Source organism: Nitrospirillum iridis (assembly GCF_014205765.1).
Classification (GTDB): domain Bacteria; phylum Pseudomonadota; class Alphaproteobacteria; order Azospirillales; family Azospirillaceae; genus Nitrospirillum; species Nitrospirillum iridis.
On record NZ_JACIIZ010000003.1, the window covers coordinates 242,881 to 258,961 of the forward strand.

Here is a 16,081-nt window from a genome sequence, read left to right on the forward strand (position 1 = left end):
AGCGCCGCCGCGGGCGCGCGGCGGCGTCTGGGGGGATGGGGCTTAGCGCCGGCGGGCAATCCGGTAGTCCCCATTGGCATCCTGTCGCCAGGTGATGGGATGCAGGCGGGCCAGGGCGGCCAGGAAGCCGGCGATGTCGTCGACGCGATAGCTGCCGCTGACGCGGATGGCGCCCAGCGCCGGGTCGTCCAGGCGCAGGACGATGCCGGTGCGGGCCGCCACCTCCGGCACCACCTGGGCCAGGGGCACGTCGTCGAACAGCATGCGGCCATCCTGGCGGGCCGCCACCTGGGCCACGTTGGCCTTGCTCAGCCGTACGGGCCCCCGCCCGTCCTGATCCGCCTGTTGCCCGGGGACAAGGCTGACCAAAACTTGGCCGGTATCGCGGTCGCGGATTTCCGCCGCGCCTTCCAGCAGCACGGCCCGCACCTGGGGCCCGTGGGCGGAGACGGTGAAGCGGGTGCCGAGATCCCGCACCTCCAGCGCCCCGGCCAGAACGTGGAAGGGGCGCAGGACCTCATGCGTCACCTGGAATTCCGCCTCGCCCTGGGCCAGGTCCACCCGGCGGCCCAGCGGATCGATGCGCACATGCAGATGGGTCAGGCCACCCAGGCGCATAACCGTGCCATCGGACAGGGTCACCTGGGTATGGTCATGGGCGGCGGTGACATAGTCGGCCTCGCTCACCGCGCCATTCCACAGCCAGACCAGCACGACGGCCAAGGTGGTGGCCAGGCCGGCGGCGGGGGGCATCCAGGTGATGGGGCGCCAAGGGGGGGCGCGCCAGCGGGTGGTGCGGTGGGGCCGCGTCCGGTCGTCCGCCAGGCGCAGGCCGCGGGCACGGGTCAGGTCCGGCCGCAGGGTGCCCTTGTCATCAATGGCGCCGCTGGTGGTCCAGGCGCGCGTCACCAGATCCATGGCCGCAACGTGCCGGGTGTCGGCCACCAGCCACGCGCGAAGATCACGCTGGCCGTCGGGGTCCAGTCCGCCTTGATGAATTCGTCGCAGCCAGGCGGCCGCCGCTTCCAATATGGCTTGATCATTGTCAGTGGAGGTCAACGCGTCGGCCCCACCATCGTGCGGGCCAGATGGGCCAGGACACGTTCGATCTGCCGAGACACCATCTTGACCTCCAGGCCCAGGCGGGCGGCCACCTCCCGGTGGCTCAGCCCATCGACGCGCACCAGCAGGAAGGCGTGTCGCGCCAGGGGGTCGACATCACGCAGCGCCGCTTCCAGGCAGGCCAACTCCTGCCGGAACATGGCGGTGTGTTCGGGGGAATGGCCGCAATCGTCCACCAACTCCCCCACCGTGTCCAGCGCGTCATGGGCATCACGGTGCCGGGTGGCCCCTTGGCGGAACCTGTCGATCAGCAGGTTGTTGGCGACACGCAGCAAAAAGGCGCGCCAGTTTTCAACGCCCCGGTCGGGCGCGGCCGACAGGGCGCGCAGGAACACATCCTGCACATAGTCGTCCACGTCTTGCGCCAGGCGGACCCGGCGGGCGAAGTACCCCCGTAGCAAGCCCTGGTACGTTTCCAGGTCATCGTTTTCGGCGATGTTCGCTGGTGGGTGCCGGGTATCGGCCTTGCTATCCATATTCCCTCTCAGCCGGCCTTTAGGCACGGGGAAGGTCATAGCGGGTATTCGCTGCAAATTTATGATGGAGGCCTGCGCCATAAGCAAGGTCCCGGTGCTGATGACGCAGGGCTCGCGTCGAAATATTGGGGACGGGTGCCATTTGTGGTCCCGCCCCCAATGGAAATACTATGATCAACCAGGATCAGTAGGTGTATTTGACCGTCATCAGCGCGGTGGCGCCGCTGTCCACGATGTTGGACAGGGTCAGGCTGTTCTTCCCGATGTGCGCCCAGTAAGTGTAGTTGTTGGTGAGGTTGGAGACGGAACCGTCGATGCTGACGCCGTTGTCCAGCTTGTAGCCGACGTGCAGATCCAGCCGGTTGGTGGGGCGGACCCACATGTTGTCCCAGCTGCCGCCCTGGCCCAGGTAATCGTAATAGACCAGGTATGAGCCGGTGTAGTTGTAGGTCAGGTCGGCGGTGAAGCCGCCGATCTCATAGGACAGGGTGGCGTTGGCCAGCCAGCCGGGGGCGTTCTGGATGGGTTGGTCGGTGTCCAGGCCCTTGATGCCGGTGTCGACCACCGACCACTGGCGGGTCAGGTTGCCGCCGATGCTGAAGCCGGACATCCAGCCGGGCAGGATGGTGTCGAACTTCTGCCGGGCCGAGAACTCCATGCCGTAGACATCGCCGCTGCCACCGTTCCTCGGCTGGCTGATGCTGACCAGACTGGAGCCCGTGGTGAACGGGTTGACCAGGGTGGAGCCGTTGTCGAACAGATAGTTGGACAGGCGCTTGTAGTAACCCGCCACCGACGCCTGGCCGCCCTGGCTGTTCCGCCATTCGCCCGACACGTCAACGTTGGTGGATTCGATGGGCTTCAGGTTGGGGTTGCCCTGGGTGATGGTCTGGACCCCGGTGTCCGCGCTGGTGGACACGGTGGACGAGGCGCCCAGCTGCACCAGCGCCGGGCGGGTGTAGGACCGGGTGACCGAGGCGCGATAGACGGTGTCGTCGCTGGGGCGCCAGTTGAGCAGCAGGCTGGGCAGCGGCTCGTTATAGGTGGTCTCGCTGGTGCCCCAATGGCCGATGGTGGCGCCGCTGCTGTTCAGCACCCAGAAGGTGTTGTGGATGTCGGTGTGTTCGAAGCGGACGCCGGGGATGACCTCGACCGCGCCGAACTGAAGGTTGGCCATGACATAGGCGGCACTCACCTGCTCACGCCCCTTCAGGGTGTTGCAGTTCTGGTTGTCGGCATAGTTGCTGTTGCAGGTGTCGAAGCTGCTGGCCGTCTGATTTTGGTAGAAGTAGTTCAGCAGGGCCTGCTGGTTGACCTTGGGTATCGACCAGCTGTAGCGGCCGGGGTAGACGGAGGAATAGCTGCCGTCCGCGATGCCCAGGCTGCTCCAGGTGCTGTTGGGGTAGCCGACGGCGGAGAAGAAGGTGTTGGTCCAGTCGCGGTTGGTGACCTGGCGCGTGCTTTCCACATACTTGACGCCGGCCTGGATGAAGGACAGCGGGCCTTCGTTCGTCATGTCGTACCGGCCATCCAGCTTGGCGCCGTACTTGTCCTGCTGGCTGCCCTGTTGGGTCAACTGGCCGGCGCGGCGGGCCCACAGGCTGGTGGCCGCGTTGTTCAGGGCGTCATACATTCCGGGGCTGAACACTGGCACCGGGTAGCCGTCGTTGGTGCCCATGCCGGCGATGCCGCTGCTGAAGCGGGCGCTGCTGCTGTACTGGTCGTTGCGGATGGACGCCTCGATGTGGTTCGGGCGGTCGTTGTTGGCGGCGCTGAAGAACAGGGTGGGCGTCAGCGTGAGGGCCCCCAGCTTCTTCTCACCACCCAGTTGCACCGTGGACAGGTCGGCGCGTTCCGGATTGGTCTCATACCAGACGGCGGTGCGGTACTTGTCGACGCTGAGGCCGTACAGCCCGTTGGACAGGGCGTTCCAGCTCTTGTTGGTGCTGATGATCTGGCTCAGCGTGCTGTTCTGCACCGCGTTCTCACGCGCGAACGACCCGCGCAGGAACACCGACGTGGTGTCGTCCGGGCGCCAGTCCAGCGACAGGTTGCCGCCGTAGCGTTCCGTGCTGCCATCGGACACGCCGACGCTGATGCCGGTCTGGCGCAGGTTGGACGCCGGGTCCACGCCGGCCGGGTTGGTCTGGCCGTTGCTGGTGCTGCTGACCGCGAAGCCCCAGCCGCCGTCGTTGTGGGCGGCGTCGATGCCCGCCAATTCGCTGTTGGTGAAGTAGCGCTTGTCATAGTAGCCGCTGACATAGACGCCGAAGGCGTTGTCGCGGCCGAACTGGCTGGCGATTTCCGCCGCGGTGTTGCCGCCCAGGCCACTATTGCCATAGTCGCGGGCCCGGCTTTCCAGGCGGCTGCCGGCCTGGACGCTGAAGTGCAGCGGCTGATTGAAGTCGAAGGCGGTGGGCGTGCGGAAATCGACCGTGCCGGAGATGGCGTCACCGCTCATCGAGGCGTCGAGGGTCTTGTTGACGACGATGGTCTGCAGGCCCGACGGCGGCAACAGGTCCAGCTGGACGCTGCGGCTGTAAGGCAGGCCCTGGGCCACCTCCACGCCATTCATCATGTCCACGGCGAATTCGGAATTCATGCCGCGGACGGCCACCAGCATGCCTTCACCGCGCGAGGCGCCGTCGATGCCGCCGGCCACCGATTGCCCGGTGTGGCTGACGGTGATGCCGGGCAGCAGGCCCAGGGCCTCGGCCACGTTGTGGACGGCGGTGTGTTCCAGGTCGGCGGCGGACATGATGTCCACCGTGTTGGACGACCGCATCTTGCCGTTGTCGGCCTGGTCGCGGTTGGCGAAGACCAGGATTTCCTCCAACTGGCCATCACCGGTTGAAGTCGTCGTTTCGGCGGCATGGATGGTCGGTGCGGCCAGCAGGGCAGTGGCCATCGCGCCGCACAGCAGGACGTCCTTGAGCATCGGGTGTCGCATAATCGTCTTTTGGCTCCCTTGTGGACACCCACGGTGGGCGCCCTTACCAAGCCAAGACGTGGCGCACGCGAAGATTCCGGACCGTCACGGAACTTTAGTAATTTTGGTTTCGTTATTCGGGGGGCAAGGGTCAGGAGGCGGGCGTCAGGGGGTGTTGCGGGGCGGCTGCACCGCCAGATAGACGGTGCTCCACAATTGGGCGGCGTTGGACTCGTCGTCGCCGCCGCCGCCGGCGGCACCATAGGGGGCGACGACGTAGTGGCCGTCGCGGAAGTCCCAGGACCACAGCTCCGAACTCTGCACGCCGCGGGTGGCGGTGATGGCCTGCCACAGGGTGGTCTGCATGCGGGTCAGCTTGTCCCGCGTGGTGGGTGGAAGGTCTGTCCGGGTCAACTGGCGGGCCAGGCCGGCGGCGGTCAGCGCCTGCTGCCAGGACCATACCACCGTGCCGTGATAGGCGGTGCGGGGGAACAGGTCCTGGATCGGTGCCGGGGCGTAGGCGGGGTTGGCGACCAGCATGCCCACCCCGGTCATCAGGCCCGCCGGGAAGGGACGCAAGGTGGCATCCACCGCCGCCTCCAGGGCCTGGGGCGAGGGGCGGCTGAACAGCAGCGCGAACCCCTCATCGGAATTCAGCACGGGCACGGGCTTGCCCGCCGCGTCCAGGGACAATGCATGGAAGCGCACAGGCCCTGGCGGCAAGGCGGCCAGGGCGTCCTCGGCCGGCACGCCCGCCTTGGCGGCATAGGCGGCGACCGCCTGGCGTGCCTGCTCCGGCGCGACGCTCACCTCGAACAGCGCGGGCGCCTTGGCCCGCCAGACCTTGGCCAGGGCGCCGGCCTTGGCCAAATCGGCGCGGGCGGCGGCGTCCAGCCATGGGTCCAGCAGCTTGGCGGCCAGTAGCGCCTCCGCCGCCTCCAGCGCCGCCGGCACCAGGATGGCGTTGACGTCATAGGGATAGACGCCGCCGCCCAGGCCGTCGTCGCTGTCACGCCATTCGCCGACCGGCACGCCCGGCTTCAACCGCACCAGGGTGGCGGGGCCCGGCGCCGTGGCGAAGGGCGCCGCCTGGGCCACCACACGGCGCAGGTTGCGTACCAAGGCGGCGCCGGTGGCCTCCGCCACCCCGTGCCGGCCATCGGGGGCAGCCAGGAACGCCCTCGCCCCCGCCCGTCCGCGCGCGTCGTCCAGCAACCAGGCCCGCGCCACCGGCGCCAGCAGGAAATCGCTGTCCACCATCTTGTAGTCGTAGACCGGCGCGTCCGACAGGGTGCCGTCCGTCTTGAGATGGTCCAGGATGGCGAACTCGCCGATATCCTCCTCATGCGCCACCTCGCCCGCCGGCGACAGCCGGGCCAGGACGGAGCGCAAGCCCCCCGTCACCGCGTCGGGCTGCATCACGGGCATCAGCAACATGACCGACATCAGCGTGTCGCGGCCGAAGTAGGTGTTGAAACGCCAGGATCCGGCCAACAGCTTTTCCTGATAGCTGAGGAAGGTCAGGGCGTCGCGGGTGGCCGGCTGCGGCGCGGCGCCGGCGGTCAGCAGGTGGTCGCCGGACAGCGGGGTCAGCGGCGTCTCGCCCGTCAACGCCGCCACGCGCAGGCCGATGGTGCCGTCGGCGCCGGCCTTCAGGCCCTCGTCCGTCAACCGGCCGTGGGTCACGGTCACCGTCAGGCGATAGCCGGGCCGGCCATCCAGCCGGTCGCGCGCCCAGTCGAGCGTGTCCTGGGTGCGGGTGGGCTGTGCCTGGACCTGCGCCGGCACTGTGTGCTGCGCCTCGCGCAGCACCCGGGTGCTGGACAGCACGCCCTGGCGGGGAACGGCCGTGTCCGCCTTCAGCGTGGCGTCGAAAACGATGCCGCGCAGCGGGCGGCCCTGCGCGTCGGCCATGGTCACCGGGCGGGGGGAGCCGGCAAGGGTCCAGGTGGCGGTGTCGGCGGTGTCCAGCCACAGGCCGACACCGCTGTTGCCGGCGGGAAACGCCACCAGGATGCGCGCGTCCTTGCCGGAGCGCAGCAACAGGTGGGCCGCCACCTCGCCATCGCGGATGAAGGTGTTGAGGTTGCGCCCCTCCGTCAGGCTGTAGGACAGCGCTGGCGTGGCGGTCGCCTTGGCGAAGGATGCCGGCGCCCCAACTGGTGTCAGGGCCAGCGTCAGGGCCAGGACGGAACTGGAGAGCAGGCGGGAAAGGCAAGGCATGGGCGGGGGTCCTGTCAGGGAAATGCGGCCGGCGGGCGGGCGGTTCAGGCCGGGCCCATCACGCGGCGGAGATAGTCTTCGTGGCTGGGCAGGGTGGCGGCGGCTTTGGCCATCTGTTCGCGCAGACGCCGCAGATAGGCCAGGTTTTCAGATGACGGCAGGGTATCCAGCAGCGGGTTGTAGTCCATCGCCCGCAGGCCCTGTCCCATCATCACCGCGAACCAACTGGCCTCGCGGAACAACTCATCGGTCGACAGCACGATGCGGCCGGTGCGGGTGAAGTGCGTCTGTTTCCAGGTCAGGCCCTCGGGCACCGCCATGGCCTGGCAGTGGCGCCACAGCGGCTCATCCCGGCCCTGGGTGCGGCTGTAATGCAGCACCAGGAAGTCGCGCACCGATTCAACGTCGGCGGCATAGACCTGGTTGAACTGGCCGGCCGTCTCCTCCGGGCACGCGCGGCTGGGAAACAGGGACAGCAGCTTGGCGATGCCGCTCTGGATCAAATGGATGGACGTGGACTCCAGGGGCTCCAGGAAGCCGCTGGACAGGCCGATGGCCACCACGTTCTTGACCCAGGGCTGGCGCCGGCGCCCGGTCCGGAAGCGGATCAGGCGCGGGTCGGCCAGCGCCGCGCCATCCAGGTTGGCCATCAGGGTGGATGCCGCCTCGTCGTCGCTGGCGAATTGGCTGCTGTAGACGATGCCGTTGCCGGTGCGGTGCTGCAGCGGGATGCGCCATTGCCAGCCGAAGGCGTGGGCGGTGGCGCGGGTGTAGGGGGTGGGGTTGGCGACACGCTCGCACGGGACCGCCAGCGCCCGGTCGCAGGGCAGCCAATGCGACCAGTCCTCGAAGCCGCTCTTCATCACGCCTTCGATCAGCAGGGCGCGCAGGCCGGAGCAATCGATGAACAGGTCACCTTCCACCACCTCGCCCCGGTGGGTGGTCAGGCGGGTGACGAAGCCGGTTTCCGGATCCTGCTCGATCCGTTCCACCTTGCCCTCGACACGCTTTACTCCGCGCGCCTCCGACCGGCGGCGCAGATGGGCGGCATAGAGGCCGGCGTCGAAATGGTAGGCATAGCCCAGGGTGGAAAAGAGGGAGTTGGCGTCGGGCGCGGGCGGCCCGAACTTGCCCAGCCTGGCCGCCAGGGTGGCCAGGGAATAGTCCTGATGGCTCTCCGGGGAACCGTCCAGGTTGGCGCGGATCCAGCGGTGGAAGAACATCTGCGCGTCGGCCGGCCCGCCATAGCGGCCGAAGGGGTGGAAATAGCGACTGACATCACCATTCCTGGGGCCATTCCAGCCGACGAACTCGATGCCCAGCTTGAAGGTGGCCTTGGTCTCGCGCAAGAACTGCGCCTCGTCCAATTCGACCAGGCGATTGAACCAGTGAATGGTGGGGATGGTGGCTTCCCCCACGCCGATGATGCCGATCTCGTCGGACTCGATCAGCGTCACCTCGAACTGCGGCGGCGTGTTGACCTTGGCCAAGGTGGCGGCCGTCATCCATCCGGCGGTACCGCCACCCAGGATGACGATCTTCCGGATCCGTCGGTCTGACACGGGTTCGCTCTCCTTAAAGAAAAAAGCGGGCGGCGGGGCCCGAGCTGATCCGCCGCCCCCAGGGGAGGAAAGGGGGGAGGAAGGGAGGAGGAAGCGGATCAGAACTTGGCGGTCAGGGAAACCATGGCGTTGGGGCCAACGATGCCACGGCCATAGAAGTAGCCATTGACGATGGACTGGGTGAAACCCTGTCGGGGGTTGCCCTCGGTCAAGCCCAACTCATCCGTGACGTTGTCGACACTGACGTTCAGGGTGGTCAACGGCGTGATGTTGTAGATGGCGCCGATGGTGACCACGCCATAGCCGGGCAGTTCCACCTGGTTGCCGTTGTCGGCGAAGATGCGGCCGACATACTTGTAGCGCAGGTAGATCTGCCCCTTGTTGTCGGGCAGGTTGTATTCCGGCGTGATGGCGTACAGCACCTTGGGGGTGCGGCCCGGGATCTTGCCATTGTAGAAGGCGGCCACCTGCGGCGCGATGTTGGTGCCGCTGACGTCGGTGAACCCGACCTTCACGTTGCTGAAGCTGGGGTCCTGGTACGTGGCCTGGGCATGGACCGCGAAGTCGCTCAGCGGCTCATACTGCGGGCGGTAGTACAGGTCGATGTCGACGCCATTGGTCTGGGAATCGGCGAAGAAGGCCTGGTTCAGGTTGGGATTGTCGGGATTGACGCCCCCGCCCCAGGTCTGGTTGTTGAATTCCGTCCGGAAGGCGCGGACGGTGCCGGTCAGGCCGTGGTCGGAATAGGTGACGCCGCCTTCGTACAGGGTCAGCGCCGCGGCCTGCGGGTTTGCGCCCTGGGTCTGGTAGGCGTGGGCGTAGCGGGCGTAGACCGACAGGTTCTGGGCGATGGTGTAGTTCACGCCGGCGGTGACATGCACCGGCGATTCATGGCCAGAGGTGTAGCTGTACGTGCCGTTGAAGGCGTTGGGGTTCACCTGCACGATGCCACCGACGCCAGCCGGGATGGCCAGGGAGGAACTGTTGCCCGCCACCGTGTCCGTGTCCTCACGCTCATAGCGCACGCCGAAGTCGACGTGCAGGTCCTGGTTCCAGGTGAACTCGTTGTTGACGTAGACCGACGTGGAGGTCTGGTGGCTGGCGCTGATGCCCTGGCCCCAATTGCCGTAGGAGATCAGGCCGTTGTTGCCCAGCGTGCCCAGCACGTTGCCGGCGCTGTTCAGGGCGACGATGTCATAGATGTTGGACTGGTTGGTCACGTCGTTGATGACGGTGGCCACACCCGACTGGTCGGCGGAAATGTCGGTGGCGTAGAACATGCCGCCCACGGTCAGGCTGTTGGCCCAGCCGTCGCCCGAGGTTTCCCACTTGGCGCCGAAATCGCTGCCCCAGTCGCGTAGTTTCACCAGTTGGCGGTTCAGCACGGTCTGTTGCAGCAGGCCGTTGCCGTTCAGCGCGTTCAGGGCGGCGGTGTTGGACGCGGCCGTCACCTGGCCCGTGGTCAGGTTGCGGATGCCGAACTGCGCCGTGCCGGGGAAGGCGGCCAGGCCTGATTGCAGCAGGCTGTAGATGGGGGAGACGCTGGTCGGTGTCAGGTAGTTGACCGCCGAGGTCAAGCCGCCATTGCCCGTGCCGCTGCCGGCGAACACCCCATTGAAATCCCAATCCGTTTCGGTGTACCGCCCCCGGGCGAACAGGGAGATGCCGTGGTCGAACTCCCGCTCCCCATCCACGCGGAACTGGTGGCCGGTGGCGTGGATGCCTTCCTGCATGCTGAAATTGCGGAAGCATTGGCCGTGGGCGTAGCAGGAATCCGGCACGGAGATATTCGCGAAGCCCTTGCCGATGATATTGCCGAACTGGCTGTCCAGCCCCGGTACGCTGGAAATGGTGCCGTTGTTGTAGGCGTAGGGCTGGTCCGCGTAGTAGGGGTCGTGCTCGTCCCAGGTCTTGACGGTGAAGCGGATCCAGCCGTCCTCGAACTTGTGCTCCAACTGCCCCTTGACGTGATAGGTCTCATAGCGGAAGGGTGAACTGCGCACACCCGGCGTGCTGTCGTAGTAGCCGGAGATGGCGAAGGCGGTGTCCTTCAGACCGGGAATGGGCGATGAGAACCACATATCGCCGCGCCGGTCGCCATAGGTGGTGCCGGTGATGCGGGCGATGCCGCCGGCCTCATCAAAGTTCAGCTTGCGCGAGATGAAGTTGATGGAGGCACCGGCCGCGTTGGGCGTCAGGATGCCCGAGCTGCCGCCTTGCAGGGCTTCCACCCGGTCGATGGAGATGTCGTTCTGGAACACCTCGTCATCGTTCAGGCCGCCATAGATGGCCGGCATGCCATCCTCGATCAGGCGAACGAACTGCTGGCTGCCACCGGGCAGGCCGCGCACCGAGTAGTTGTTGGACACCGGACCGGCCGTGCCTTCGACGAAGATGCCGGGGATCATTTCCAGCACGTCAACGGTGCTGCGCGGCGCCTTCTGCGCCAGGTCCGATTCATTCACCGTCGTGATCGCGACCGAGGCGTTCAGCAGGTTGCGCCTGCCGCGCATGCCGGTGACGATGATTTCCTGCAGGTCGGGGGCGCCGGTGGCCGACCCGTCTTCCGTGGAGGAGGTCGCCTGGGAGACTTGGGGCCGGGCGCCCTGGGCCTGGGTGACTTGGGCGGGCCCGGTCCCCTCGGCCGTGGCGTTGCGTAACGCGGGGGTCGCGGTGGCGCTGCGGTCGGACTTGCGGCTCACCACCACGGCGCCCGAGGGGTCGCGATGCACCGTCAGGCCGGTATTGGCGAGGATGCTGTCCAGCGCCTGCTGCGCCGACAACCGGCCCTGGGCGCCCCGGGTGCTGATCCCGGCGACGTCATCGGCCCGATAGATCAGCTGCGACCCGGTCTGGCGGATATAGCTCTCCAGCGCCGCACGCAAGTCGCCCGCTGGGATGTCGATCATTGCGTCCGCCGCATCCGCCAAAGTAACTGGTGCGGTGGCGCGCGGAACGTCAAGTACCTCGGCGGCATATGTCACCGCCGGCCAGCACACTGTCGACAAGAGGGCGGTGGAAAGGGCGCGACGGATATTGGGATTTGGCACGATTCTTCCCTGTGGCTCGGTTATTGTATTTAGTTTTGACGAAGTGCCGGACCAGATCCCCTATCCTCAATTTGAAATTTTTATTTCCCTGCCGTCATCGTTGACCTTCAGTCCGAAGCCGCTGTGCAGCAGCCGGGCGAAGGCGTCGACATTGGTCGCCTCGAAGCTGCCGCCGATGCGGATGTCGCCCAGGGGCCCATCGGCCGGCACCACCAGCTGCTTGCGGTTATAGCGGTTGAACTCGGCCGCCACCTCGCGCAGCGGCCGGTCGGTGAAGACCAGGGTGCCACGGCGCCAGCCCAGCGCGTCCCGCACCTGTTCCTCGCTGCGGCTGCTTTTGCGGATCGCCTTGGGCTGTGCCACCGCGGCGGCCAGTTGCGGCACCAGCACGGGGGGAACATCGTTGGGGTGTGCCATGTCCTCCACCAGGACGGCGCCCTCCGCCACCACCACCTCCAGCTTGTCGCCCTCGCGCCGCACCGAGAATTTGGTGCCGACATCGACGATACGCAGGTCGCCGCTGATCACTACGAAGGGGTGCTTCTCATCATGCACCACCTCGAAGAAGGCTTCGCCCCGATCCAGTCGCACCTCGCGCGTCGCCTGGTCGACCGAGGCGCGCAGGCGGGTGTTGGTGTTCAGTTCGATCTGCGAGCCGTCCTGCAGATGGGCGGTGTAGCGGTCGCCGACGCCGGTGCTGAATTTCTGACCGCCGGTGAAGGGCCAATCCCAATCGTCCGTCTGCGGCAGCACGACGGCCAGCGCGACCGTCGCGGCGATCGCTATCACCGGTGCCCAGCGGCGCCATGGCGCGCGCTCGACAGCCATCCGCGCCCCGGTTGGGCTTGGCGCCAGGGCGGGTGCCTGGCGCGCGGCGCGCAGGTGGTCGGCCCGCTTCCAGGCGGCCTCCAGGCGCAGATAGGTCACGCGATGGCGGGTGGAGGTGGCGAGCCAGGCGTCAAAGCCGGCCTTGCCCGCCGCATCCAGTGGGCCGGCATCCTGACGGGCCAGCCACCGCGCCGCCTGTTCCTCGATGGGATCATGCTCGATCATGGCTGGCCCACCTTCCGGGGGCGCCGGCCGAAACGGCTGGTCACGGGTTCCGGAACGATGTCCGCCATGGCGTCGGCGATCAGCCGCACGCCCTTCGCCACCTGCTGTTCGACGGTGCTTTCACTGATGCCCATGCGGCGGGCGACATCCCGCTGGGGTAGCCCGTGCACCTTGCGCAGCAAGGTCACTTCGCGACAGCGCGGCGGCAGCCGGCTGATCGCCGCCTGTAACAGCCGCAGGGCCTCGCGGCCCACGGCGTTCTGTTCGGGGTTGGGAACGGTATCGGCCACGTCCAGACCCTCGCTATCGAGGACGGCCTCGATGGAGACCACCTGCGCGCGGCGCGCCCGGTCGATCAGCAGGTTGCGGGCGGTCATGAACAAAAAGGGCTTGGTCATCTCAGGGATAGCCACGGTCGCCGCCTCATACACACGGGTGTAGATCTCCTGGCGCAGGTCGGGAATCTCGTTCGCCTCGCGCCATTTACGGCGCAGATAGCCGGTCAATGCCCCCTCCAGGGGCAGGACTTCCTCGACAAACCATAGATCCACCGCGCTTCTGTTCACCGGACGTCGTTCCTCCCTTGATTTCTTCGCGCCTTGCGGACGCGCTTCTTATCAATGACGAACGGGCCTGAAATTTCCACGATGGGCAATGCGAAAAAATCGCGCCGCGGCGTGGCGGTGCGCCGCGGGCGGGGATCTATCCAGTGCGATCAAGGGGTTGGTTGGCGGCTGGCGGGGTCGGCCGGACCCAGGCATTCGATCAGCATCAAGCTGCCGCGCAGGGCGACCGGTCGGTAGCCGGGTTGCCGCAGCACCTCGTCCACGAAGCGGATCACACCTGGGTAGTAAGGGGCGTAATCGTGGAAGGCGACCAGGGAGCCGGGCCGCAGCCAGGGCTTGAAGGTGTTGAAATCGGCAGCCACGCTGGCCTGGTCATGCAGCCCATCCACCAGCAGGAAGCTCACCGGCTGGTCCCAGCGGATGGTGGGCGCCTTGCCCACGATGGTCTCCACCACATCGGCCACGCCGGCGGCGGCGATGTTGCGCTGGAATGTCGCCAAGGTGGGGCCGGTCGCCTGCAACTGCCCATCCGTGGCGCCGACGATGCCGTCATGGGGGTCGATGGCGTGGACGCGCGCGGTGGGTGACAGCGCTTGGACCACGCTGGCCAGCACCACCGTGCCCCGCCCGCGATAGCAGCCGACCTCGACCACCGCTTGGGGGCCGGGTCCTTGCTCCAGCGCGCGCGACACGCCGGCCACCAACAGGTCCGTTTCCTCGTCGGTCAGCCAGCCGGAGATGGGATGCCTGCGGCGCAGGATATCGGACACCAGCAACAGCGGCCGTCCGGCCGCCCGGGGCGTCTGCCGCGCCGTCGTGTTGACGGCGGCCGCACCCTCGCCATAGCCGTTGAGGCGGGCGCGCAGGCCGGCGCGCAGGGGATGGGCCATCTTGCGGGGCACCGGATGCATCCAGAACGCGTCCGGTTTGGCCAGGGCCTGGTCCAGCTGGCGCAGGGTGAAGTTGCGGCGGAATTTCACATACTCGAAACCGCAGGGGCTGGGCCTCACCTCATGGCCGAGGATGGCGACAAGTGTGGGCAGCAGGATTTCCTCGGTCGCCCAGGCGTTGGTCCGCGCGAAGGCGTCGCGCAACGCGGGCTCCGCGTCCCAGAGGTCGCACAAGTCGCGGGCGGCGGCGGCGGTGAAGACCGTCGACGGCCAGAACAGGGAATAGACGCAAGCATCCTCCCCGCCGGGGAAGCGCCGCAGGAAGGGCTTCCACAGCTCATACTCCTTCCAGAACCGCTGCACGGCCTGCACCGTGGTCTGGCGGCTGTGCGGTCCGGTGATGTCGCCGAAGACACCCGCCGCCGGCCACGCTTCCACAGCCTGCGCCAGCCGGTCACGGTAGCCGGGTTTCAGGGCGGCCTGGTCGGAATCGACGATGGTCAGGGTGTCGAAGGTGAACAGGTCCAGGGCCAGGCGCATGCAATCCAGGGCGAAGCCGTGAAGGTAGCCCCACTTCATGGGGCTGGGCGCCGGGTGGACCACGGCGCCCAGCCGTTGCCAGACATCCGCGCCGGCCAGCAGGTCTGGGTGCTTGCCGCCGTTATAGAGGATGATGGGGGAGACGGGGTCGTTGTGGCGCAGGTTCAGCACCAGATCCAGGATGCAGTCCGGCTGCTCGTGCACCAGGCAGGCGTAGACATTGCGGATTTCCCGGACGGGGGCGGGCAGGGCGTCGGGGGCGGGCAGGATTTGATCAGGCGGCATAGCGGCCCTCCTTCTGCAATTCTTCGCGAATGGCGCGGGACAGATCCGCGCTGGTGACCACGGGTTCCGGGCGTTCCGCGGCCACCAGGCAGACGTGACGCAACACGTTGGTGATGGCGCCGCCCGTCAGGACGTGGTCCGCCGCCAGCCGAACCAGGTCCACGTCCTCCGCCAGGCGGAAGAAGTCGTTGCGCAGGCTGTCCTGCCACAGGCGCTGCCGGGCGTCCGCGTCCGGCGTGGGAAACAGGATCGAGGACTGGAAGCGCCTGTCGAACGCCTCGTCCATGTGCGAGCGGTGGTTGGTGGCCAGGATGGCCAGGCCGGGAAAATCCTCCAGCCGTTGCAGCAGATACGCCACCTGCTGGTTGGCGGAGCGATCGTTGGACGAGCGCGTCTCCGTGCGCTTGCTGAACAGCGATTCCGCTTCGTCGAAGAACAGGATCCAGTCGCGGTGCTGCGCCTGGTCGAACAGCGACGCCAGGTTCTTCTCCGTCTCGCCGATCCATTTGGAGACGACGCGCGACAGGTCGACACGATAGACCGGCCGTCCGTTCATCTTGCCCAGCAGGCAGGCTGTCAGGGTCTTGCCGGTGCCGGGCGGCCCGTGGAACAGGCAGCGGTAGCCGGGCTTGAGCCGCCGGGCAAGGGCCGGATCCTTCATGAGGCGGGGGGCATGGCGCAGCCAGGCCTGTATGGTGCCGATCTGGCGCAGCGTCTTGGGGTCCAGCACCAGGTCCTCCCATGACAGCGCGGTGGTCACCGGTGTGGCGGGGAAGCCGGGGGTGGGGCGCGGCTCCGTCCCATCGCCGGAAAGCAGCCGCTCCAGCCAGGCGGCGCCCGGCCTCAGGGCGGCCGACAGCGGTGGCTCATCCCCCTGGCGCAACAAGTCCAGCTCGATCAGGCCGGACGCGGCCAGGCGGCCGTCTGGCGCCAGCAGGCGGCGATGGTGCAGCCGCAGTTCAAGCTCGCGGCCGGCGAGCAGGAACAGGGCGGTTTCCGCCGTCGGCAGGAATCCGGCGTGGACCTGTCCCGTCAGGCCGCCAAATTCCGTGAATGGCCGGCCGGTGGCCTGATTGCGCAACAGGAAGGGGTCGAGTTGCTCCGGCGCCACCTGGGGGGTGAGCGCCAGGATCAGGATCAGCCGTTCCTCCGCTACCAGGCCTAGGGTGGCGCACACGGCGGCGTAGGGGCCGTCCCCGGCCTTGAGCGGCGGTGGCGGGGGCAAGGCGTCCTGGGCGGTCGCGGGGTTGAACCGATGCTGGATGATCGCCTGCAGCCAGTCCAACTCCCGCGCCAAGCCAGTCGCCTGGCGCTGGGGCGTTTCGGGGGATGGCGCCTCGGGGCGCGATGAGGGGGCGCGCTTAGCCATGATGGTTCGCCTTTCG

At 67.4% G+C, this 16,081-nt stretch carries 10 protein-coding genes; all 10 read right to left on the minus strand.

The annotated features are described in order from the left end of the window. Positions 1–42 precede the first annotated feature (42 nt). The 10 genes from FHS74_RS06380 to FHS74_RS06425 all read right to left on the minus strand — a co-directional run bounded on the left by FHS74_RS06380 (position 43) and on the right by FHS74_RS06425 (position 16,065). Positions 43–1,059 (minus strand): FecR family protein, encoded by a 1,017-nt coding sequence (locus FHS74_RS06380; protein ID WP_184798625.1) that lies wholly within the window; start codon positions 1,057–1,059, stop codon positions 43–45. Continuing rightward, complete coding sequence (locus FHS74_RS06385; protein ID WP_184798628.1) at positions 1,056–1,598, minus strand: RNA polymerase sigma factor; 543 nt, start codon at positions 1,596–1,598, stop codon at positions 1,056–1,058. Before FHS74_RS06385 ends, FHS74_RS06380 begins: the two co-directional genes overlap by 4 nt. A 184-nt stretch (positions 1,599–1,782) precedes the next feature. Continuing rightward, complete coding sequence (locus FHS74_RS06390) at positions 1,783–4,536, minus strand: TonB-dependent receptor (protein WP_184798630.1); 2,754 nt, start codon at positions 4,534–4,536, stop codon at positions 1,783–1,785. Between the two features lie 156 nt (positions 4,537–4,692). Next, positions 4,693–6,750: a glucosidase family protein gene (locus FHS74_RS06395; RefSeq protein ID WP_184798631.1), complete on the minus strand. Its 2,058-nt coding sequence runs from the start codon at positions 6,748–6,750 to the stop codon at positions 4,693–4,695. Between the two features lie 44 nt (positions 6,751–6,794). Further along, positions 6,795–8,312 carry a tryptophan 7-halogenase gene (locus FHS74_RS06400; RefSeq protein ID WP_184798633.1) on the minus strand — a complete coding sequence of 506 codons (1,518 nt, stop codon included), beginning with the start codon at positions 8,310–8,312 and terminating at the stop codon, positions 6,795–6,797. A gap of 98 nt (positions 8,313–8,410) precedes the next feature. After that, on the minus strand, positions 8,411–11,221 hold the full coding sequence (locus tag FHS74_RS06405) for a TonB-dependent receptor (RefSeq protein WP_184798635.1): 2,811 nt from the start codon (positions 11,219–11,221) through the stop codon (positions 8,411–8,413). A 207-nt stretch (positions 11,222–11,428) separates the two neighbouring features. Then, positions 11,429–12,415: a FecR family protein gene (locus tag FHS74_RS06410; protein WP_184798637.1), complete on the minus strand. Its 987-nt coding sequence runs from the start codon at positions 12,413–12,415 to the stop codon at positions 11,429–11,431. Next, positions 12,412–12,981, minus strand: coding sequence for a sigma-70 family RNA polymerase sigma factor (locus FHS74_RS06415; RefSeq protein ID WP_184798639.1), 570 nt, complete (start codon positions 12,979–12,981; stop codon positions 12,412–12,414). Before FHS74_RS06415 ends, FHS74_RS06410 begins: the two co-directional genes overlap by 4 nt. 149 nt (positions 12,982–13,130) lie before the next feature. Beyond that, positions 13,131–14,696, minus strand: coding sequence for a class I SAM-dependent methyltransferase (locus FHS74_RS06420; RefSeq protein ID WP_184798641.1), 1,566 nt, complete (start codon positions 14,694–14,696; stop codon positions 13,131–13,133). After that, the gene (locus FHS74_RS06425; protein WP_184798643.1) at positions 14,686–16,065 is read right to left on the minus strand and encodes an ATP-binding protein; all 1,380 of its coding nucleotides are present in this window, start codon (positions 16,063–16,065) and stop codon (positions 14,686–14,688) included. Before FHS74_RS06425 ends, FHS74_RS06420 begins: the two co-directional genes overlap by 11 nt. Positions 16,066–16,081: the final 16 nt, after the last annotated feature.